This window comes from Actinomycetospora lemnae, from assembly GCF_028737315.1.
Classification (GTDB): Bacteria; Actinomycetota; Actinomycetes; order Mycobacteriales; family Pseudonocardiaceae; genus Actinomycetospora; species Actinomycetospora lemnae.
In genome coordinates this window covers 44666-65867 of the sequence record NZ_JAQZAO010000001.1, presented here as the reverse complement: position 1 = coordinate 65867, position 21202 = coordinate 44666, and the positions used below count along the sequence as shown (strand labels likewise).

18 protein-coding genes are annotated in these 21202 nt (G+C 75.9%); 16 read left to right on the top strand and 2 right to left on the bottom strand.

The window, feature by feature from the left end; translation table 11 throughout:
- Positions 1 to 119: 119 nt before the first annotated feature.
- The 7 genes from PGB27_RS00285 (at position 120) to secA (ending at position 10367) form a co-directional block, all read left to right on the top strand.
- On the top strand, positions 120 to 836 hold the full coding sequence (locus PGB27_RS00285; protein WP_274198334.1) for a dTMP kinase: 717 nt from the start codon (positions 120 to 122) through the stop codon (positions 834 to 836).
- Positions 833 to 1510 carry an MtrAB system response regulator MtrA gene (gene mtrA, locus PGB27_RS00280; RefSeq protein ID WP_274198333.1) on the top strand — a complete coding sequence of 226 codons (678 nt, stop codon included), beginning with the start codon at positions 833 to 835 and terminating at the stop codon, positions 1508 to 1510. Before PGB27_RS00285 ends, mtrA begins: the two co-directional genes overlap by 4 nt.
- A 94-nt stretch (positions 1511 to 1604) precedes the next feature.
- On the top strand, positions 1605 to 3389 hold the full coding sequence (gene mtrB / locus PGB27_RS00275; RefSeq protein ID WP_408629995.1) for an MtrAB system histidine kinase MtrB: 1785 nt from the start codon (positions 1605 to 1607) through the stop codon (positions 3387 to 3389).
- A complete protein-coding gene (locus PGB27_RS00270; protein ID WP_274198331.1) occupies positions 3386 to 5215 on the top strand; it encodes an LpqB family beta-propeller domain-containing protein in 1830 nt (609 codons plus the stop codon). Before mtrB ends, PGB27_RS00270 begins: the two co-directional genes overlap by 4 nt.
- A gap of 89 nt (positions 5216 to 5304) precedes the next feature.
- Positions 5305 to 6057 (top strand): ComF family protein, encoded by a 753-nt coding sequence (locus PGB27_RS00265; RefSeq protein ID WP_274198330.1) that lies wholly within the window; start codon positions 5305 to 5307, stop codon positions 6055 to 6057.
- Between the two features lie 216 nt (positions 6058 to 6273).
- On the top strand, positions 6274 to 7038 hold the full coding sequence (gene hpf / locus PGB27_RS00260) for a ribosome hibernation-promoting factor, HPF/YfiA family (RefSeq protein ID WP_274198970.1): 765 nt from the start codon (positions 6274 to 6276) through the stop codon (positions 7036 to 7038).
- Between the two features lie 152 nt (positions 7039 to 7190).
- Entirely contained in the window at positions 7191 to 10367 is a 3177-nt protein-coding gene (gene secA / locus PGB27_RS00255; protein WP_274198329.1) for a preprotein translocase subunit SecA, read from the top strand.
- Between the two features lie 12 nt (positions 10368 to 10379).
- Here the strand turns inward: secA and PGB27_RS00250 are convergent, their stop codons facing one another.
- Both PGB27_RS00250 and PGB27_RS00245 read right to left on the bottom strand, forming a co-directional pair.
- Positions 10380 to 11078, bottom strand: coding sequence for an Rv3235 family protein (locus PGB27_RS00250; protein ID WP_274198328.1), 699 nt, complete (start codon positions 11076 to 11078; stop codon positions 10380 to 10382).
- 112 nt (positions 11079 to 11190) lie between these two features.
- A complete protein-coding gene (locus PGB27_RS00245; protein WP_274198327.1) occupies positions 11191 to 11994 on the bottom strand; it encodes a TrmH family RNA methyltransferase in 804 nt (267 codons plus the stop codon).
- A 66-nt stretch (positions 11995 to 12060) separates the two neighbouring features.
- On the opposite strand from PGB27_RS00245, the gene PGB27_RS00240 reads away from it, so the two are divergent.
- The 9 genes from PGB27_RS00240 (at position 12061) to PGB27_RS00200 (ending at position 21202) form a co-directional block, all read left to right on the top strand.
- On the top strand, positions 12061 to 13500 hold the full coding sequence (locus PGB27_RS00240; RefSeq protein WP_274198326.1) for a WS/DGAT/MGAT family O-acyltransferase: 1440 nt from the start codon (positions 12061 to 12063) through the stop codon (positions 13498 to 13500).
- Positions 13497 to 14453 carry a patatin-like phospholipase family protein gene (locus tag PGB27_RS00235; RefSeq protein WP_274198325.1) on the top strand — a complete coding sequence of 319 codons (957 nt, stop codon included), beginning with the start codon at positions 13497 to 13499 and terminating at the stop codon, positions 14451 to 14453. Before PGB27_RS00240 ends, PGB27_RS00235 begins: the two co-directional genes overlap by 4 nt.
- A complete protein-coding gene (locus PGB27_RS00230) occupies positions 14450 to 14953 on the top strand; it encodes a DUF6912 family protein (RefSeq protein WP_274198324.1) in 504 nt (167 codons plus the stop codon). The genes PGB27_RS00235 and PGB27_RS00230 overlap by 4 nt, the downstream gene beginning before the upstream one ends.
- A 73-nt stretch (positions 14954 to 15026) precedes the next feature.
- Positions 15027 to 15821 carry a hypothetical protein gene (locus PGB27_RS00225; RefSeq protein ID WP_274198323.1) on the top strand — a complete coding sequence of 265 codons (795 nt, stop codon included), beginning with the start codon at positions 15027 to 15029 and terminating at the stop codon, positions 15819 to 15821.
- A 100-nt stretch (positions 15822 to 15921) separates the two neighbouring features.
- Positions 15922 to 17937, top strand: a complete 2016-nt coding sequence (locus PGB27_RS00220; protein WP_274198322.1) for an HNH endonuclease signature motif containing protein — start codon at positions 15922 to 15924, stop codon at positions 17935 to 17937.
- 228 nt (positions 17938 to 18165) lie between these two features.
- Positions 18166 to 18603, top strand: a complete 438-nt coding sequence (locus PGB27_RS00215) for a VOC family protein (protein WP_274198321.1) — start codon at positions 18166 to 18168, stop codon at positions 18601 to 18603.
- Positions 18604 to 18718: 115 nt separating this feature from the next.
- Positions 18719 to 19126, top strand: coding sequence for a YciI family protein (locus PGB27_RS00210; protein ID WP_274198320.1), 408 nt, complete (start codon positions 18719 to 18721; stop codon positions 19124 to 19126).
- A gap of 136 nt (positions 19127 to 19262) precedes the next feature.
- A complete protein-coding gene (locus PGB27_RS00205) occupies positions 19263 to 20408 on the top strand; it encodes an RNA polymerase sigma factor (protein ID WP_274198969.1) in 1146 nt (381 codons plus the stop codon).
- A 32-nt stretch (positions 20409 to 20440) separates the two neighbouring features.
- The gene (locus PGB27_RS00200) at positions 20441 to 21202 is read left to right on the top strand and encodes an SDR family oxidoreductase (protein WP_274198319.1); all 762 of its coding nucleotides are present in this window, start codon (positions 20441 to 20443) and stop codon (positions 21200 to 21202) included.

Below are 21202 nucleotides of genomic sequence, written 5' to 3'. Positions count from 1 at the left end.
CGCCGCGCTCCGGCGGGGCGTGAGCGCGTGATGCTGTGAACGAAGGGCCCCTTCGCTCGGACTACTCGAGCGAAGGGGCCCTTCGCTCGTCCTCACGGACCCCTGCATAGGGTTCCGACGTGGGCGTGATGGTGGCCGTCGAGGGTCTCGACGGGGCGGGCAAGGCGACGCTGGTCGCGGCGCTCGCCGACGCCGCCGTCCGGCGGGGCGCGAGCGTCGCCACGCTCGCGTTCCCCCGCTACGACGCCGACGTCCACGCCGGGCTGGCGGGCGAGGCGCTGCACGGCGAGCACGGCGACCTGCGCGGCTCGGTGCACGCCATGGCCGTGCTGTTCGCGCTCGACCGGGCGGACGCGGCGGCGGAGCTGCGGGCCGCCCGCGACGCGCACGACCTCGTCCTCGTCGACCGCTACGTCGCCTCCAACGCCGCCTACGGGGCCGCCCGGCGCGAGGAGGACGTCGACGGGGCGTTCGTGGCGTGGGTGCACGCGCTGGAGATCGAGCGGCTCGGGGTGCCCGCCCCGGACGCCCAGGTGCTCGTGCGCGTCCCGGGGGAGGTCGCCGCGCGCCGGGTCCGCGAGCGCGCCGCGGCCGACCCGACCCGCACGCCCGACGGTTACGAGTCCGACGCGGCCCTGCAGGCGCGGTGCGCTCACGTGTACGACCAGCTCGTCGAGCGCGCCTGGCTCGCGCCATGGTCGGTGGTCGGGGCCGAGGAGGGGTACGCGGCTGTCACCCGAACGGCGGAGTCCGTGGTCGCAGAACGGCTCGTCGGACGATCGTCGGGCGACATCGGCTCCGGATCGTCGGTGAGAAGTGACACCATTGAGACATGAGCTCTCGGATCCTCGTGGTGGACGACGACGCCTCGCTGGCGGAGATGCTGACGATCGTCCTCGAGGGCGAGGGCTTCGAGACGACGGTGGTCGGCGACGGCACGGCCGCGCTGCCGGCGCTGCGCGAGAGCTCGCCCGACCTGGTGCTGCTGGATCTCATGCTCCCGGGGATGAACGGCATCGACGTGTGCCGGGCGATCCGGGCGGAGTCCGGGGTGCCGGTGGTCATGCTGACGGCGAAGACCGACACGGTGGACGTCGTGCTCGGGCTGGAGTCCGGCGCGGACGACTACGTCGTCAAGCCGTTCAAGCCCAAGGAGCTCGTCGCGCGCATCCGGGCGCGGCTGCGCCAGTTCCCGGCCGAGCCGGCCGAGCAGATGCAGATCGGCGACGTCACCATCGACGTCCCGGCCCACCAGGTGCGCCGCGACGGGCGCACCATCCCGCTGACGCCCCTCGAGTTCGACCTGCTGGTGGCGCTGGCCCGCAAGCCGCGCCAGGTGTTCACCCGCGAGGTGCTGCTCGAGCAGGTCTGGGGCTACCGGCACGCCGCCGACACCCGGCTGGTCAACGTGCACGTGCAGCGGCTGCGCTCGAAGGTCGAGGTCGACCCGGAGCACCCCGAGGTCGTGCTGACGGTCCGCGGGGTGGGGTACAAGGCCGGCCCACCCTGATCGGACGGCTGCCGTGCTGACCGCCGTCCGCCGCCGTCTCGACCGCTTCGCCGCGGAGCGCGTCGGTCAGGTGCGCGTGCTGTGGCGGCGGTCGATGCAGCTGCGGGTGGTGCTCTCGACGCTGGCCATGTCGGTCGTCGTCGTGGCGGTGCTGGGGCTCGTGCTGCAGACCCAGATCGCCGACCGGCTGGTGCAGGGCAAGGAACAGGCCGCGCTCATCCAGGCCGACATCTCCCGGCAGGCCCTCGAGCGCGACCTCGCGCGCATCGACCCCGACCGCGACGGCGCCCAGGCGGTGCTCGACGACGTCCTCGACCGCCTGTCCACCAGCGGCCAGGACGCCGAGTCGTCGGGGCTGGCCCGCGGCAGCGACCCGGTCAGCGACGCCGGCGCGTTCGACGCGGTGCTCATCGCGGGCTCGGACACCGTGGGGACCGTGCCCGGCACGCTGCCGACGGTGCCCGGCGGGACGTCGGGTGAGGTCAGCGCGGGCCCGGCCCAGGTCATCCCGCCCCAGCTGCGCGCACCCGTGCTGCAGGGCTTCCTCGCGACGAAGTACCTCACGGTCGCCTCGTCGGGGCAGGCGGCGCCGGTGCCGACGCTCGTGGTCGGCCAGCCCGTACGCACCGCCGGGCGCAACCTGCAGCTCTACCTGCTCTTCCCGCTCTCGGCCGAGCAGCGCACGCTCGCGCTCGTCCAGAGCACGCTGGCGCTGGCCGCGGGTGTCCTGCTCGTGCTGCTCGCGGGCATCTCGTCGGTGGTGACGCGGCAGGTCGTGCGCCCGGTCCGCCAGGCCGCCGACGTCGCCGAACGCTTCGCCGACGGCCACCTCGACGAACGCATGCCGGTGCACGGCGACGACGAGGTCGCGCGCCTGGCGGAGTCGTACAACGAGATGGCGGCGAGCATCCAGTCGCAGATCCGCCAGCTGGAGGAGTTCGGGGCGCTCCAGCGCCGGTTCACCTCCGACGTCAGCCACGAGCTGCGCACCCCGCTGACCACCGTGCGGATGGCCGCCGAGGTGCTGCACGCCCAGGTCGATCCCGCCGAGGTCACCGCCGCGCGCTCGGCGCAGCTGCTCGTCGACGAGCTCGACCGCTTCGAGACCCTGCTGTCCGACCTGCTGGAGATCAGCCGCCTCGACGCCGGCATGGCCGAGCTGGGCCTCGAGACCGTCGACGTCGGCGCGGTGGTGCGTCGCGCCGCGGAGACCGTGCGGCACCTCGTCGACGAGACCCACACGCCGCTGCTGCTCGACCTCGGGGACCAGGTCCTCGCCGAGATCGACCCGCGGCGCGTGGAGCGCATCCTGCGCAACCTGCTCGCCAACGCCATCGACCACGGTGAGAGCCGGCCCATCGAGGTCCGGCTGGCCGCCGACGAGGGCGCGCTCGCGGTGGTCGTGCGCGACCACGGCATCGGGCTCAAGCCCGGCGAGGCGGGCCTGGTGTTCAACCGGTTCTGGCGCGCCGACCCGTCGCGCCAGCGCCGCAGCGGCGGCACCGGGCTCGGGCTCGCGATCAGCCTCGAGGACGCGCGCCTGCACGGCGGCTGGCTGCAGGCGTGGGGCGAGGTCGACCGCGGCGCGGTGTTCCGGCTGACGCTGCCGCTGCGTCACGGCGAGCGGCTGCGTACGAGCCCCTTGCCCCTGCTGCCCGTGGCCGCCGCGCCCGCCGCCGCCGAGCCCGGCATCCACGACGCCGCGCCCACCACCGGCACCGCGCTGCCCCCGCCCGACGACGACGACGCGGGCGGGGACGGCGAGGCCGGCCCGGCGGGCGGCAACGGCACCGGCAACGGCAACACCGGCAACGGCAGCCCCGACCTCCCCGAGCCCGCCCCGCCGTCGGACCCCGGCACGTCCTCGGTGGTCCGGTGAGCGGGGCCCGCCGCCTGCTGGCTGCGCTGGCCCTGCTCCTCGCGCTGGCGCTCGCGGCCGGGTGCGCCTCGGTGCCCGGGTCGTCCGAGGTCACCGTGCTGCGCCGGGTCGGCGACGCGGCCGAGCCGACCGCCCCGCCCGGCCCCATGCGCGACGCCGGCCCGCTGGAGACGGTGCGCGGCTGGGTGCTGGCCTCCGGCGCCACCGCCGAGCGCCACCGGGCGGCGCGCGCGTTCCTCACGCCCGCCGCGGCCGGGACGTGGGACGACGGCGCCGCCCCGGTCGTCGTCAACGACCAGGTCGACACCGTCTTCGCCGACCGCCCCGTCCCCGTCGGCGAGGCCGCGGTGCGGATCCGGGCCACCGCGCTCGGCGTCCTCACCCCCGAGGGCGTCTTCGTCGCCGGCGTGCGCCCCGTCGAGGTGGACGTCGGCCTGGTCGAGCAGAACGGCCAGTGGCGCATCGCGTCGCTCCCGACGGGCACGATCGTGCGGCGCTCCGACCTGCGCGCGAACACCCGTCCGGTGCGGACGTGGTTCCTCGACCCGCAGCGCGCGGGGCCCGTGTCCGACCCCCGCTACCTCGCGACCACCCCGGCGCGCTCGGTGCCGACGCGCACCGTGCAGTACCTGCTCAGCGGGCCGTCGGAGTCGCTCGCGGGCGCGGCGGTGAGCTCGTTGCCGGTGGGCACCACCCTGCGGTCCGACGTCACGATCACCTCCGAGGGCGCCGCGGTGGTCGACCTCGCCCGCACCGGACCCCTCGACGACCCGCGGCGCCGCGAGATCGCCCAGCAGGTGTCGCTGACGCTCGCGGGCATCGGGGTGACGCGCACGCGGCTGCTGGTCGACGGCGAGCCGCTGCTGCCCGCGACGCCGGAGGTCGACGTCACCACGACCCTCCAGGGCCTGCCCCTCGAGGTCGCACGCCGCCCCGACCTGCCCGCCGACCCGGTCGTCGGCGGCCCGGGCGACAGCGAGGTCCCCGTGCTCGTCGCCGACGCCGGGCGCCTGCGCCTGCTCTCCGGGGAGCCCGCCGGTGGCCCGGCCGGGCGCGGCACCTACCGGGCGGTGTCGGCGTCGGCGAGCTTCGAGGGTGACGTCGCGGTGGTGGCCGAGGACGGCCCGGGCGGCGATCCCGCGGCCACCCGGGCGCGCCTGCTCACGGGCGTCGGCGGCTCCGAGCTCACGGCCAGCGGCGTGGAGGGGCGCTCGCTGGCCCGTCCCACCTGGACCCCCGACGGCGCCGAGGTCTGGTCGGTGCTCGACGGGACCACCGTCGTGCGCGCCGCCCGGCAGGGACCCGGCGGCGCGGTGCGGCCGGTGGCCGTCGACGCGTCCGCGCTGGCCGGGGCCGGGGTCGCCCCGCGACCCGGGGCACCCGGGCCGCTGTCGGCGCTGCGCATCTCGCCCGACGGCTCGCGGCTCGCGCTCGTGGCCGGCGGGCGGGTGCTCGTGGCCGCGATCGCGCGCGACACCACGGGCGGGGCCCGCCTCGGCTCGGTGACGGCGCTGCGCCCGGAGGCGCTCGACCAGGTCCTCGACATCGGCTGGACCCGCACCGACCAGCTCGTCGCCGTCGGCAACCGCGCCGACCGGCCCGTCACCCTCGTCTCGGTCGACGGGCTGGACCTCGAGTCCCTGTCGACGACGAACCTGACGCCGCCGGTCACGGCCGTCGCCGCCCGCCCGGGTCGCCCGCTCGTCGTGGCCGACCAGAGCGGCACCTGGACCCTGCCCCTCGACGGGGGCAGCACCAGCGGCGGCGACGTCTGGCAGGCCGTGCCCGGCTTCGGGGCCTCGACGGTGCCGTCGTACCCGGGCTGAGCTCCCGCCGTCCCCATCCTCCGGGTGCGTCCACGGCCGTCCGGAGCAGTGCTGGCGCCGCGGCGCGGTCCCGCCCGAGGCTGGCCGCCGTGTCCCGACGACCCGGTGCCGGCGCGGGCGAGGCGTTCCTCGCCCTGGCCGACCTGCTCCTGCCCGCGCCGTGCGCCGGGTGCGGCGTGGACGGCACGCGGTGGTGCGCGACCTGCCGCGGCCGCTGGCGGCGCCCCGCGCTGCTCGAGGTACCGGGGCTGCCGCCGGTGCTGGCGCTGGCGCCGTACGCGGGCAGCCCGCGGGAGGTGCTGCTGTCGTACAAGGAGCGGGGACGCCGGGAGCTCGCCCGCCCGCTCGCGGGCCTGGTCGCCGAGGCCCTGCGCGCCGCGGCGGTGCCGCCGGCCGCCCTCGTGCCCGCGCCGTCGCGGCCGTCCGCGGCCCGGGCCCGCGGGGGCGACCACGTGCTGCGGCTGGCGCGGGCGGTGGTGCGTCGGGCCCGGACCGCCGGGGGCGACGTGCCCTGCGTGTCCCGCGCGCTGGCGCTCGGTCGCGGCGCCGCGGACTCGGTGGGCCTCGACGCCGCCGCCCGCGCCGACAACCTCGCCCGCCACCTGCGCCTGCGCCCCCGGGGCCTCCCGCCGCCGGGCTGCGCGGTGGCGCTGCTCGACGACGTGCTCACCACCGGCGCCACCGCCCGGGCGGCGACGAGCGTGCTCGCGGCGGCGGGCCGGCCGGTCGACGTGGTCGTGGTGCTCACGCTCGCGGACCGTCGGGCCCCGCGGTCGTCCGTCCGGGTGAGGTCGTCGCGCGATGGGGGTCGTCACCCGCCCGGACTCCTCCACTCGGGGTGAACCCTCCGGCCGGGTGTCGTCCGCGCGGCCGGGATCGGGCGGATCGGACCTTCCGCAGGAACGGCGGTCGACACTACGGTGACGCCTCACATCCTGATTCGGTGAACGACAGGAGGCGCGAACGTCGCAGTTGGACGCGGTCCGGGTCCCGGCGAGGCGTGCCGATCCCTCCCGGATGAGCGGGCCGTGCAGCCATCCCCAGACCGGGAGGTCGTCTTGGAGATCGTCGTCTGCGGACGCAACGTCGAGGTCCCGCAACACTTCCGCGAGCACACGGCAGACAAGCTGTCGCGACTCGAGCGCTACGACCACAAGATCGTGCGGATGGAGGTCCAGCTCTCCCACGAGCCGAACCCCCGCCGGTCCAAGAACTGCCAGCGCGTCGAGATCACCGGCCGCGGACGCGGCCCCGTGGTCCGCGGCGAAGGATGTTCAGCTGACTTCTACTGCGCCCTCGACCAGGCGGTGGCGCGCCTCGAGGCCCGTCTGCGCCGCGCGCACGACCGCCGGCGTGTGAGCCACGGCCGTCGCGTGCCGGTCTCCGTCGCGCGGGCCACGGGTGCGATCACCGCGCCCGAGACCCCGATCGCCTCGTCCGCCGCGGCCGCCACGGAGCTGCTCGAGCGCGAGACGCCCGACGGCTGGTCGGTCGACGTGCCGGCGGCGCGGGTCCCGTCCGACGACGGCGCCGACGACCGGGCCGACGACGCTGCCGACGACCGTGCCCACGACCTTGCCCACGACCGTGCCCACGACCGTGCCGTGGACGTCGCCGCCGACACGCCCGACGAGGAGTACCCGCCGGGCCAGGTGGTGCGGCACAAGGAGCACCACGCCATCCCGATGACCGTGGACGACGCGCTCTCGCAGATGGAGCTCGTCGGGCACGACTTCTTCCTGTTCTCCGACAAGGCCACCGGCCGGCCGAGCGTCGTGTACCGCCGCCACGGCTACGCGTACGGCGTCATCGCGCTCGTCTAGGGCTCGTCCAGGGCTCGTCGGGAGCCCGTCCCCCCGCACGCGGCCACAGGGCCCGTCCCCGGAGCACCTACGATGGGGGCGGGCCCGTGGCCGTTCGCGTGTCGTGGGCCCGGCAATCCGTGGCGCCGACGAGGACGAGCGAGGTCACCAGCGTGGTCCTGAACCGACTGCTGCGTGCCGGTGAGGCGCGTACGGTCAAGCGCCTCGGCAAGATCGCGGACTACGTCGACACGTTCGCCGACGAGACCGCCGAGCTGACCGACGACGAGCTCCGGGCGAAGACCGTGGAGTTCCGCGAGCGCTACGCCGACGGCGAGTCGCTCGACGACCTGTTGCCCGAGGCGTTCGCCGTCGTGCGCGAGGCCGCGTCCCGCACGCTGGGCCAGTTCCACTACCCCGTGCAGATCATGGGCGGGGCGGCCCTGCACGAGGGCAACGTCGCCGAGATGCGCACCGGCGAGGGCAAGACGCTGGTCTCGACGCTGCCGGCGTACCTCAACGCGATCGCCGGCGCGGGCGTGCACGTCGTCACCGTCAACGACTACCTGGCCCAGCGCGACTCGCAGTGGATGGGCCGCGTGCACCGCTTCCTCGGCCTCGAGGTCGGCGCCATCTACTCCGGCATGCCGTCCGACGAGCGCCGCCGCGCCTACCAGGCCGACATCACCTACGGCACGAACAACGAGTTCGGCTTCGACTTCCTGCGCGACAACATGGCCTGGTCGAAGGCCGAGTGCGTGCAGCGCGGCCACGCCTACGCGATCGTCGACGAGGTCGACTCGATCCTCATCGACGAGGCCCGCACCCCGCTGATCATCTCGGGTCCCGCCGAGCAGAGCGCGCGCTGGTACACGGAGTTCGCGCGCCTCGCGCCGAAGATGACCAAGGACGTGCACTACGAGGTCGACGAGCGCAAGAAGACGATCGGTGTCACCGAGGAGGGCGTGTCCTTCATCGAGGACCAGCTCGGCATCGACAACCTCTACGAGGCCGCGAACACCCCGCTCGTCGGTTACCTGAACAACGCGATCAAGGTCAAGGAGCTCTTCCTCCGCGACAAGGACTACATCGTCCGCGACGGCGAGGTCCTGATCGTCGACGAGTTCACCGGCCGCGTGCTCGTCGGCCGGCGCTACAACGAGGGCCTGCACCAGGCGATCGAGGCCAAGGAAGGCGTCGAGATCAAGGCCGAGAACCAGACGCTGGCCACGATCACGCTGCAGAACTACTTCCGCCTCTACGACAAGCTCTGCGGGATGACCGGTACCGCCCAGACCGAGGCGGCGGAGCTCTCGAAGACCTACAAGCTCGGCGTGGTCACCATCCCGACCAACCGCACGCCGCAGCGCATCGACCAGCCCGACCTGGTCTACAAGACCGAGCCGGCCAAGTTCGAGGCCGTCGCCGACGACGTCGCGGAGCACTACGAGCGCGGTCAGCCGGTGCTCATCGGCACGACGAGCGTCGAGCGCTCCGAGTACCTCGCGAAGCTGCTCACGCAGCGGGGCGTGGAGCACTCCGTGCTCAACGCCAAGTTCCACGAGCAGGAGGCCTCGATCATCGCCCAGGCCGGGCGGCGCGGGGCGGTCACGGTCGCCACCAACATGGCCGGTCGCGGCACCGACATCGTGCTCGGCGGGAACCCCGACTTCATCGCCGACCAGCGGCTGCGGGCCAAGGGCCTCGACCCCGTCGACACCCGCGAGGAGTACGAGGCGGCGTGGGACGCGACGCTCGCCGAGGTCAAGGACGAGGTCGAGCGGGAGGCCGAGGAGGTCAAGGAGGCCGGCGGCCTCTACGTCCTGGGCACCGAGCGGCACGAGTCGCGGCGCATCGACAACCAGCTGCGCGGCCGCTCGGGACGTCAGGGCGACCCGGGGGAGTCGCGGTTCTACCTGTCGCTGGGCGACGAGCTCATGCGCCGCTTCAACGGCGCGATGGTCGAGTCGATCATGACCCGGTTCAACCTGCCCGAGGACATGCCGATCGAGGCCAAGATGGTCTCGCGGGCGATCCGCAGCGCGCAGACGCAGGTCGAGCAGCAGAACTTCGAGGCCCGCAAGGACATCCTCGAGTACGACGAGGTCATGAACCAGCAGCGCACGGTGATCTACGCCGAGCGCCACCGCGTGCTGGAGGGCGAGAACCTCTCCGAGCAGGTCCAGAACATGATCGTCGACGTGGTCACCGCGTACGTCGACGGCGCGACGGCCGAGGGCTACAGCGAGGACTGGGACCTCGAGAAGCTCTGGAACGGGCTCAAGCAGCTCTACCCCGTCGGGGTCTCGTGGGAGGACCTCGTCGAGGAGCACGACGACATCGACCGCGACCTGCTGATCGACGTGCTCAGCGAGGACGCGCTCGCGGCGTACGCCCGCCGCGAGGAGGAGATCGACCGCATCGCGCCGCAGGGCGGGATGCGCGAGCTCGAGCGGCAGGTCGTCCTGTCGGTGCTCGACCGCAAGTGGCGCGAGCACCTGTACGAGATGGACTACCTCAAGCAGGGCATCGGTCTGCGCGCGATGGCCCAGCGCGATCCCAAGATCGAGTACAAGCGCGAGGGCTACGAGATGTTCACCTCCATGATGGAGGGCATCCGCGAGGAGTCCGTCGCGTTCCTGTTCAACCTGACCATCCAGGTCGAGGAGCAGGCGCCCGTCGACGCCGTGCCCGGCGCCAACCCGACCACGGACACCAGCGTCCAGGCGGCCATCACGCCGGAGACCCCCGACCCGCGCACGAGCCAGACCCCCTCGACGTCGGGGGCGGCCCCGCTGCCGGTCGACCCGCGCCTGGCCGGCGCGCCGACCAGCGCCATCCCGGTGCCCCAGCGCGCACCGGCGGCACCGGCCCAGCCCCAGCAGCCGGCGGCCGCGCGGGGTGGCCAGGCGGGCCAGGGCGGCCCCGGGCGTCCGGCCCGCGGCCCCGACCCGGGCTCCCAGCGCCCCGGCGGCCCGCGGGGCGGTCGGCGCGCGCAGCGTGACGGCCAGCGCGCGGCGCCCGTCCCCGAGGCGCAGGACGGCGGCCCGGCGACGGCCGCCGGTCCGGCGCTCTCGCAGCTCGGCCAGGGCGCCATGCCGGAGGCGTTCCGCGGCGCCGGCCTGGGCGGGCGGCGCCCGCAGGAGCTGAACTACAGCGGTCCCGACGAGGACGGCCACGCCGCCCGCCACGCCGCGGGCGACGGGGCGGCGGCCGGTGGGCGTGCCGCCCGGGCCAACCCGCAGCAGGCCCGGCGCGCGGACACGCCGTCGCGCAACGCGCCGTGTCCCTGCGGCTCGGGACGCAAGTACAAGCAGTGCCACGGGGCGCCGCCCCGCACGCCGGGCTGACCTGCCGCACCCTCACCCCGGGCACAGCGTCACCACGCGCCAGCGCCCGGGGTGGGCGGTGCCGTCGTCGGTGCGCTCGAGGCGCGCGGCGACGGCGCGAACACGGTCGGAGCCGCGGTCATGACCGGGCACCACGGCGGCCACCTCCACGGCCCGGGGCCCGACGGCGCACACCCGCAGCCCGCGCAGCGTGCCGCCCGTGCCGGCGCGGGGGTCGGTGGTGCCGGGAGACCCGGTGGTGCCGCGAGACCCGGTGGTGCCGCGAGACCCGGTGGTGCTGGGAGACCCGGTGGTGCCGCGAGACCCGGTGGTGCTGGGAGACCCGCTGGTGCCGCGAGGCCCGGTGGTGCCGCGTGACGCGGGCGCGCGGGCCGGCCCCCGGGCCCCCGCCGCCGCCCGGGCCAGGGCCGCGAGCGCCTCGGGCGTGAGCAGGGCCTCCAGGTGCGCGACCGGCCGCCGCCCGGCCAGCACGTCGCCCACCGCCGTGAGCAGGCGCGCCGCGAGGGGCCGGAGCGCGGCGGCGAGGCGGTCGAGCTCGTCCTGGGTCCGGCGGGTGCGGGCGTCCGGGTCGGGCGCGGTGCGCGGCGCCGGGGGCTCGCTGGCGAGCACCTCGGCCAGCGGCCGGATGCGGGGGGCGGGCACCTCGCCCACCCGCCGGGCCCGCGCCGGGGCGGTGCAGGCGGTGTCACTGCTGCGCAGGCTCGCGGTCACGCGGGTCCTCCCGGCACACGGGGTCGGCGGCGCCGGGGGAGGAGGCCGGTCCGCGGGGAACGAGGCGAGCCTAGGCACGCCGCCGGGCCGGGGGAAGGCCGATCCGGTGAAGTCAGCCCCGCCGACGCGCCAGCTCGAAGCACGCGACCGAGGCGGCGACGGCCGCGTTCAGCGACTCCACCCCCGGCGCGAGCGGGATCGTCACCGTCCCGTGCAGCTCGCCGCGCACGTCGTCGGTGATCCCGTCGGTCTCGCCGCCGACCACCAGCGCCACGCGTCCCGGCAGCTCGGCCTCGAACAGCGACGGCGGCGTCGTCCCCCGGGAGTCGCCCGGCCCGTCCAGCCCGACCAGCACGAACCCCGCCTCGGCCAGGGCGGCGAGGCCGTCGGCGGCCGAGCGGGCCCGCAGGACCGGCGCGTGGAAGGCGACGCCCGCCGACGCCTTGATCACCAGCGGGTCGATGGCCGGCGCGCCCCGCCGGGGCAGGAGCACGCCCTCGAGGCCCGCGCCGGTGGCCGAGCGCAGGATCATGCCGACGTTCGCGGGGTTCGTCAGGCCGTCGAGCACGAGGACGCGGGCGTCCGCGTCGTCGGGCAGGTCGGCGAGGAAGTGCTCGATCGGCCGCATCCGCGGGGCGACGACGTCGGCGAGCACGCCCTGGTCCTGGCGCCCGTTGCCGGCGAGGACCTTCACCCGCTGCGCCGACGCCCGCTGCAGCACCAGCCCCCGGGCGCGCGCGGCCTCGGTGAAGGTGCGCACGGCGTCGCGGTCGGCGCCCTCGGCGAGCACCACCTTGTCGACCTCCAGCGCCGGATCCCCCAGGGCCTCGAGCACCGGCTTGCGCCCGTACACCGTCACGAACGCGTCCTTGGGCGAGACGGGACGATCGGACCGTGAGCTGGGTGAGGGCGACATCACGACCAGCCTGGCAGACCGCCCGACCCCCGGCCCGGGGTCCGGCACTGTGCGACGATCGCGGCCATGCCGGACCGCCTGTCGGCCTTGGACGCCTCGTTCCTCTACATGGATCAACCGACGACGCCGATGCACGTCGGGAGCGTGTCCATCTTCCGCAAGCCCCGGTCCGGGTTCGACTACGACGGTCTCCTCGAGCTCATCTCGAGCCGGATCGGGCTGGTCCCGCGCTACCGGCAGAAGATTCGCGAGGTGCCCGGGCGCATGGCCCGGCCGGTGTGGATCGACGACGTCGACTTCGACGTCACCTACCACGTGCGCCGCTCCGCGCTGCCCCCGCCGGGGACGGAGCGGGCGCTGTGCGACCTCGTCGCCCGCCTCATGTCGCGGCCGCTGGACCACACCCGTCCGCTGTGGGAGATGTACCTGGTCGACGGGCTGTCCGGGGGCCGGGTCGCGCTGGTGACGAAGACCCACCAGGCGATGGTCGACGGGGTCGCGTCGATCGACATCGGGCAGGTCGTGCTCGACGACACCGCGGCGGGCCGTGAGTGGAGCACCGCCCCGGGGCGTCCGACGGCCGACGAGGAGTGGGTCGCGCGCCGGGAGCCGTCGTCGTGGCGACTGATCTACGACGCCGTCAGCGAGAACGTCTCCCGCCCGGGCAACGCCGTCGAGGCCGCCCGGGACGCGGTGCGGGACGCAGCGGACACCGTCACCAAGGTCGCGGGCGTCGCCGGCGGCCTGTTCTCGGCGGTGCGGACGGCGGTCCGCCCGGCGCCGGTGAGTCCGCTCAACGTGCCGATCTCGACCCAGCGCCGCTTCGCGATGACCCGCACCGACCTCGAGGACTACCGCGCCGTCCGCCGCGCCCACGGCGGGACGATCAACGACGTCGTGCTGGCGGTGATCGCCGGGGCACTGCGCAACTGGCTGCTCTCGCGGGGCGCGACGGTGTCGCCGACGACGACGATGCGGGCGATGGTGCCGCTGTCGGTGCGCGGCGACGCGGAGACGACGGGGTCGATCGCGGGTGCCGGGCTGCTCGGCAACCAGATCGCGTCGTTCCTCGTCGACCTGCCCGTCGGGGAGCCCAACGCGGTGCTGCGGATGCACCACGTGGCCCACGCGATGCGCGAGCACCGGGAGTCGGGGCAGTCGGTGGGGGCGAACGCGCTGGTCCGCGTCGGCGGGTTCGCGCCGCCGACCCTGCACGCGCTCGGCGCGCGGGCCGCCAACGGCGTGGCGCGGCGGCTGTTCAACCTCGTCGTGTCCAACGTCCCCGGCCCGCAGCACCCGCTGTACGCGGCCGGGGCGAAGATGCTCGAGATGTACCCCGTGGTGCCGCTGGCCAAGGGGCAGTCGCTGGCGGTGGGGCTGACGTCGTACGACGGCGGGGTGTTCTACGGCTTCAACGCCGACCGCGACTCCATGGCCGACGTCGACGAGCTCGGCGAGCTCGTCACCGAGTCCCTGGCCGAGCTGCGGGCGACGGCGCCGCGGTGACCTTCGGTCTGGTGCTGGGCACCGGCGGCCAGCTCGGCTACGCCTGGATGGTCGCCGCACTGACGACCTGGGAGCGGGCCACCGGGCGCGACGCGCGGGAGGCCGAGGTGATGGTCGGGACCTCCGCGGGCTCGGTCGTGTCCGCGGCGCTGGCGAGCGGGGTGCCGGTGGCGGACATGCTCGCGTCGCTGCTCGACCCGCCGCCCGCGCCGGCGCGACCCCGGGGCGCCCCGAGGTCGACCGCGCGGCGGGGTCTGCCACCGATGCCGCGGGTCGGGCCGGGGTCGCTGCGGCTGCTGGGCGAGATCGTCCGGCGACCCGGGCGGTTCCCGCCGCTGGCGTTCGGGGCGGCGCTGCTGCCGAACGGTCGCGGTGACACCACCGGGCTGCACCGCTGGGCCAGCAAGTGGGCCCACGAGCAGTGGCCGGAGCAGCCGCAGGTCCGGATCGTCGCCATGGACTACGACAGCGGCGCCCGCGTCCCGTTCGGCCGCACCGGTGCGCCGCCCGCGACGATGGCGGAGGCGGCGACGGCGTCGTGCGCCGTGCCGGGCTGGTTCTCGCCGGTGCGGATCGGCGGGCGCCGGTACGTCGACGGCGGGGTGTGCTCGGCGACGTCGGCGGACCTCCTGCTCGACGCCGACGTGCCCCGCGTCGACGAGGCCCTCGTGCTCGCGCCCCTGGCCCGGACGGGGGCGGCGCCGAGGGTGTGGTCGGATCCCGTCGGCGCCACCGACGGCTGGCTGCGCGGGCTGATCGGCGGGCGCTCCGACAAGGAGGTGGCGCGGGTGCGGGCGGCCGGGATCGCGGTGACCGTGCACGCCCCGGACGCCGAGGACCGTGCCGTCACCGGGTGGAACGTCATGGACCCGCGCAAGCAGGCCGAGGTCGCGCAGGTGGCGCTGCGGACGACCGCGGCGAAGTGGGGCGAGGACAGGACGGGGGAACGGTGAGGATCTACGTCCCGGCGACGGTGGCCGGTCTGCGGCGCCTGCTCGAGACCGAGCAGCTGCAGCCGCTCTCGGGCACCGCGTTCGCGCTGACGCCGCGGCTGCGCGAGGCGTACGCGGTGGGGGACGACGAGGAGCTCGAGTACGTCGCGATGACCGAGGCCGCGCGGGCGTCGTTGCGCCTGCTGGCGACGGAGCTGGCCGAGGATCCGTCGGCGCCGCCGCGCCGGGCCGTCGTCAGCGCGGACGTCGACGACGTCACCCTGCGGCCCGACCTCGACGACGCCGTGGTGCGCGTGGCCGGCCCGATCCCGATGGCCCGGCTGGCAGCCGTGCACCTCGACCTGGAGGAGGCCGGCGACGCGGTGCGGGCCGCCGCCGCGGTCGTGGACGCCGCCGACCTGGGGGACCCGGACGCCGAGTTCACCCTCGGCGAGGCCGAGGACCACGAGCTCGCCTGGTACGGGGTGCAGGAGCTCCCCTTCGTGCTGGAGCTGATGTAGTACCTCAGGGGGAGGCGGATCCGGTCCCTCGGGCTGATTCGCCGGGGATCGGTGATCCCTAGCGTTCCGGGGCATGAGCCACGCCCCGCTCCCCGCGCCGCTGTCCGTGCTGGCCATGACGTCGCCGGGTGGGCCCGGGGGTGGGACGGCGTCGGTCGGGGCCGAGCCGACCGAGCCGACCGAGCAGGCCGGGTCGGCCGGGCCGTCGGTGCCGTCGGTGTCGTCGCCCCACGGGCCGGTGGGGGTGGCGGTCGAGGTGCCGGCCGCGCGGGCCGGGGGTCTCGCCCGTGGCGGCCGTCCCGCGGCCGCGGGCGGCTCTCGAGCCGGCGGGGGTGCCTGGCGCCGGGCCGGACGTCGGCTCGGGTTCGGGCTCGGGCTGGTGCCGGCGTCGGCGGGCGAGCTGATGGCCGTCGCGGTCAGCGGCCCGGCGGGCGGCGTGGACACCGCCCGGCGCCACCTCGCGAGCGGCGGCGTGCGGACCACCACCGTCGGCGCCGACCGCGTGCCCGGCTGGCGGGTCTCGCTGCACGGGGCGCTGGGCCTGCTGCAGGGTCTGGTGTTCTGGTGGCTGACCTGGGTGGCGCTGGTGGCGACGGCGCGGGGCCCGTTCTACGGGTTCGTCGTGGAGGGCCCGTACGACGACGCCTGGGGCGGCCCGGGCCTGGCGGGGGCGTGGGCGGCGCACGCGTGGGTGTGGGTCGGGGTGCTGGTGGTGCTGGCGCCGGCCTGGTGGGGGCTCGCAGCGCTGCACGTGGCGCTCGGCGAGCAGCTGCTCGGGCGGGGTCGGCGGGGGTGGGTCGTACCGGGGTCGGTGCTGGTGGCGCTGGGTGCGGTGCTGCTCGTGGTCGCGTGGGTCCAGCAGATCTGACCGACGTGGCCCCGCGTGTCGGGGGTGCTCGCTAGACTCGAACACGTGTTCGACGATGGCTGGCAGGAGGTGCCGGCGGGGCTCGAGGAGACCCCCGCCGGTGGCCGCCGCGCTGGGAGCCGTCCTCGAGCGGATCGATCCGCGGCGGGTGTCGCCGTCCGACACGGTGCGCCTGGTGGCCGCCCAGCGCCGCCAGGTCGCCCACCAGCAGGCCTGCTTCCACGCGTGCGCCCGCGAGGCCGCCCTGGCCGATCCGGGCGAGCCGGGCGGGCGGGCCGAGAGGGACGTGCCGGAGGCGGGCGGCGAGCTGCGCATCGTGCTCGCGGCGTCCCGCACGGCCGTGGCCCGGGTGCTCGACCTCGCCGACGCCGCGGAGCACCACCCCCGACTCGGCGCCGCGTGGCGGGAGGGGCGGATCGACGAGCAGCGGGTCGCGATCCTCGTGCGCTGGACCACGGCGCTGGCGCAGGAGCACGCCGCCACCGTCATCGGCGAGCTGGTGGACGAGGCGGCGACGCTGACGCCCTCGCGGTTGATCGACCGCATCCAGGCGCTCGCCAAGGCCCTCGACCCGGCGTGGGCGGAGAAGCTCTACCGCCAGCACCGCCGCCAGCGTCGCGTCCGTGCGCGGTGCACCGAGGCGGGTACCGTCAACCTCTCCGCGATGGACCTGCCCCTCGAGGGCGGGGTGCGCACCGTGCGGCGCATCAACGTCCTCGCCGCCCGGGCCCAGGCGGCGGGGCACCCCGGGCTGATCGAGACCATCCGCGCCGACGTCTTCCTCGCCGTCTTCCATCCCGACAACGCCGGCGCCTCCGACGCCCAGCTCGTCGCGGCCGTGCTCGCCGCGGCCCAGCCCGACGACCCGCGGCCGCGCCGCGCGCCCGACCCCGCCGACGCGCCGCCGGCGGCGCCCGGTGACGGCACTGCCTGCGAGGACGCCTGGCATCACGGCGCCGGGGCTGGCGAGGCCGGGGCGGACGAGGCCGGGGCTGACGAGGCCGCGGGTGCCGACGCGACGGATGACGGTGGTGGCGGCGGCGCTCCTGAAGACGGGCCGGACAGCGACGCCCCGGCCGCCGATCGTGGTGCGCGGCGGCCGACGCGGCAGTCGCGGTTCGAGCTGCGGGTGGGGCTGGGCACGCTGCTCCGGCTCGACGAACGACCCGCTCGCCTGCCGGGCTGGGGCGTGGTCACCGCGGGGGTGGCGCGCGAGCTCGCCGCGGCCCACGCCGACGGCGAGTGGCGGGTGGCGGTCACCGACGCCGACGGCGCCCTGGTCGCCGCCCTCATCACCCGCCACCGCCCCGCCGAGACCACCACGACGCCGCAGGAGCCGGCGATGCCGGGTGCTCCCCGCCCGGTGGTCGAGCTGCACGTCGACGCGGCCCTGCTCGACCGCCTCCACCCGGGCGACCATCCCGGCTGGCAGCGGTTCCTCACCGATCTCCAGCACCAGCTCCAGCAGTGGCGCACGGCCCGCGCCGAGGACGAGGCCGCCCGGCGAGCGGAGCAGCGGGTCGAGGACGAGCGCACTCGCTCCTCACGGATGGATGCCGACACCTGGGCGCGGGTCGCCGCGCGCCGGCGACGGCGCGCCCGCGAAGCACTCGCACGCTTCCCGTCCGCGGCGCTGCGGCGGTGGATCACCATGCGCGACCGGTCGTGCGTCTTCCCTCCCTGCGGTGCCTCGGCGCTCGAGGCGGAGATCGACCACACCCGGTCGGTGCTCGACCGCGGCCTCACGCTCGTCGAGAACCTCGGCCCCGCGTGCGGTCACGACCACGACCTCAAGGACCGTGGCTGGACCCTCACCCAGCCGCGACCCGGGTGGTTCCGCTGGACCAGCCCGACCGGCCACACCTACGAGCGACCGCCTCGCCCGGTGGTCGACGAGCTGCCGGCACCCCGTCCGCCCACCGTCCCGTCGAGCACCGAGCCCCACCAGTACGCCGACGACGGCCCGGCGTGGGACGACGACCCGCGTCCCCGCGGGCCTTCCGCTCCCGACCCGACCTCGCCGACCTCGCCGACCTCGCCGACCTCGCCGACCCCGCCCTGCCCTGCCACGCCGGCTCAGGGCCCGCTCGAGGACCCCGACCCGCCGCCCTTCTAGGGAGCGCCGGCCCTCCGTCGAGGGCGCGGACTTCCTGCACCCGCGCGCGCCTCCTCTGCACCCGCGCGCCTCCCGCACCGCACGGGGATGCGGCCGGGCCCCGAGACGTCGCCGACCCGGCGAGTCGCGCCGGCTCCGGAATCCTCCGGTGGTCGTCGAGGTCGTGGCGCGGGCTCCGTCCCCGGAGCACGAGCGGCCGCCGGGGCCGCGGGACGAAGGAGGACAGCCATGGCCGTGCAGCGCCTGGACCATGTCGGTGTCGTCGTCGACGACCTCGAGAACGCGATCGCGTTCTTCCTGGAGCTCGGGCTGGAGCTGGGCGACCGGGGGCCGGTCGAGGGCGAGTGGGTGGACCGCGTGGTCGGGCTCGAGGGCGTGCGCGTCGAGATCGCGTTCGTGCAGACCCCGGACGGCCGCGACCGCCTGGAGCTGACGAGGTTCGACACCCCGGAGGCCACCACCGCCGAGCCCCACGCCCCGGCCAACACCGTCGGCCTGCGGCGCCTCATGTTCGCCGTCGACGACGTCGACGCCACCGTGGCGCGGCTGCGGGCGATCGGCTACGACCTCGTCGGCGAGATCGCGCGGTTCGCGGACATCTATCGGCTCTGCTACGTCCGCGGCCCGGAGGGGATCATCGTCGCGCTCGCCGAGGAGCTCCGCTGAGGACGAGGAGAAGATTCTCGCCGGAGCTGTCGAGAACGCCGCACCGGCACCGTCCCAGGAGTACGAGCGGCCCGAGCGACCGGCCCGGACCGCGCGACCACGGAGGAGACCGACCATGAAGTACCTGCTCCTGAAGCACTACCGCGGCGGCCCGGCCCCGGCCGTCGAGTTCACGCCCATGGAGAAGTGGACGCCGGAGGAGGTCGACGCCCACATGCAGTACATGAGCGACTTCGCCTCCCGCCTGCAGGAGACCGGCGAGTTCGTCGACAGCCAGGCGCTGTCGTCCGAGGGAGCGTTCGTGCGCTTCGACGGCGAGGGCCGTCCGCCGGTGACCGACGGTCCCTTCGCCGAGACCAAGGACCTCATCGCGGGCTGGATGATCATCGACGTCGAGTCCTGGGACCGCGCGGTCGAGCTGGCCGGCGAGCTCTCCGCGGCACCCGGCGCCGGCGGGGAGCCGATCCACGAGTGGCTCGAGGTCCGGCCGTTCCTCACCGGGGTGCCCGGCGGGACGGACTGAGCCGGCCGACGAGAGGCGCGAGACACGGCAGGTGGGCGACGTGGCGGGCAGCGCAGACGACGTGGCGAGCAGCGGGTCGTCGGACCACGCGGAGGAGGTGGTCCACGTGGGGGAGGCGACGGCCGGCACCGTCCGGGTGGACGAGGCGCTGCTGCGCGAGCTGGTGCCCGCGGTGATCAGCGTCCTCGGCCGGCGGGGCGCGGACTTCGCGTCGGCCGAGGACGCGGTGCAGGAGGCGCTGATCCGCGCCCTCGACACCTGGCCCGACGACCCGCCGCGGGACCCGAAGGCGTGGCTGGTGGCCGTCGCCTGGCGGAAGTTCCTCGACGCCGTCCGCGCCGAGTCGTCGCGGCAGGGGCGGGAGCTGGCGGTCGACGCCGAGCCGCCGGCCGGCCCCGCGCCCGCCACGGACGACACGCTGCGGCTCTACTTCCTCTGCGCCCACCCCACCCTGCCGCCGGCCGCGGCCGTCGCGCTCACGCTGCGGGCGGTCGGCGGCCTGACCACCCGGCAGATCGCGGCCGCCCACCTCGTGCCCGAGGCGACCATGGCGCAGCGGATCAGCCGCGCCAAGCGGCGGATCGCCGACCTGCCCCTCGACCAGCCCGGCGACCTCGCCACCGTGCTCCGGGTGCTCTACCTCGTCTTCAACGAGGGCTACGGCGGCGACGTCGACGTGGCGGGCGAGGCGATCCGTCTCGCCCGCCAGCTCGCCGCCCTCACCGACGAGCCCGAGGTCGCGGGACTGCTCGCGCTCATGCTGCTCCACCAGGCCCGGCGCGCCTCCCGCACGGGGCCCGGCGGGCGGCTCGTCCCGCTCGCGCAGCAGGACCGGTCGCGCTGGGACACCGCCCTGATCGCCGAGGGCGTCGCGATCCTCCAGGCCGCCCTGGCCCGCGACCGGCTGGGCGAGTACCAGGCCCAGGCGGCGATCGCGGCCCTGCACGCCGACGCCCCGAGCACCGAGGAGACGGACTGGGTGCAGATCGTCGAGTGGTACGACGAGCTGCTGGCGATCACCGACAGCCCGGTGGTGCGGCTCAACCGCGCCGTGGCTGTCGGCGAGGCCGACGGCCCGCAGGCCGGCCTGACGGCGCTCGCCGAGGTGGACCCCGGCCTGCCCCGCCGCACCGCGGCCGCGGCCTACCTGCACGAACGCGCCGGCGACCTCGCCCGGGCCGCCGAGCTCTACGCCGAGGCCGCGCGCGTCGCGACCAGCGTGCCCGAGCGCGACCACCTCACCCGCGAGGCCGCGCGCGTCCGCCAGCTGCTGGGCCCCTGAGCACCCCGACCCCGGCGTGCCACGCTGCCCCCGTGACGTCACCGACGAGATCACCGCTGGCAGGGAGGACGGCCCTGGTCACGGGCGGGTCGCGCGGGATCGGGCGGGCGGTGGTGGAGCGCCTGGCAGCCGACGGGGCGTCGGTGGTGTTCAGCTACGCCACCGACCGGGCCGCCGCGGACGCCGTGCTGGCCGCCGTCGAGGCCGCCGACGGGCGGGCCTGGGCGGAGCAGGCCGACTTCACCGACCGGGACGCCCCGCGCCGGCTCTACGACGCCGCCGAGGAGCGCCTCGAGGGCCTGGACGTCCTCGTGAACAACGCCGGCTCGTCCGTACGACCCGTGCCGATCGACGAGACCACCGACGAGGACTACGACCGGCTGATGCGCGTCAACACCTGGTCGGTGTTCGCGCTCATGCGCGAGGCCTACACCCGCCTGCGCGACGATGGGCGCATCGTCAACGTCTCGACCCTCAACACGGTGGCGCCCACCGCCGCCGTCGCCGTGCACGCCGCGAGCAAGGCCGCGGTCGAGCAGTTCGCCGCCTGCGCGGCCCGCGACCTCGGCGCCCGCGGCGTCACCGTCAACACCGTCCTGCCCGGCGCCACCGACACCGACCTCCTGCGCACCAACAACCCCGGCGTCGACCTCGAGGCCGCCCTCGCCCCGCTCACCCCGCTGCGACGCCTCGGCCGCCCCGACGACGTCGCCGCCGTCGTCGCGTTCCTCTGCGGTCCCGACGGTCGCTGGATCACCGGGCAGTCGCTGCGCGCCACCGGCGGCCTGCCCTGA

Coding starts and splice junctions, on each gene's coding strand:
- PGB27_RS00245 (WP_274198327.1), bottom strand. CDS start 11,994: ATGTCGCCCTCACCCAGCTCACGGTCCGATCGTCCCGTCTCGCCCAAG.
- mtrA (WP_274198333.1), top strand. CDS start 833: ATGAGCTCTCGGATCCTCGTGGTGGACGACGACGCCTCGCTGGCGGAG.
- PGB27_RS00225 (WP_274198323.1), top strand. CDS start 15,027: ATGAGCCACGCCCCGCTCCCCGCGCCGCTGTCCGTGCTGGCCATGACG.
- PGB27_RS00240 (WP_274198326.1), top strand. CDS start 12,061: ATGCCGGACCGCCTGTCGGCCTTGGACGCCTCGTTCCTCTACATGGAT.
- PGB27_RS00215 (WP_274198321.1), top strand. CDS start 18,166: ATGGCCGTGCAGCGCCTGGACCATGTCGGTGTCGTCGTCGACGACCTC.
- PGB27_RS00210 (WP_274198320.1), top strand. CDS start 18,719: ATGAAGTACCTGCTCCTGAAGCACTACCGCGGCGGCCCGGCCCCGGCC.
- mtrB (WP_408629995.1), top strand. CDS start 1,605: ATGCAGCTGCGGGTGGTGCTCTCGACGCTGGCCATGTCGGTCGTCGTC.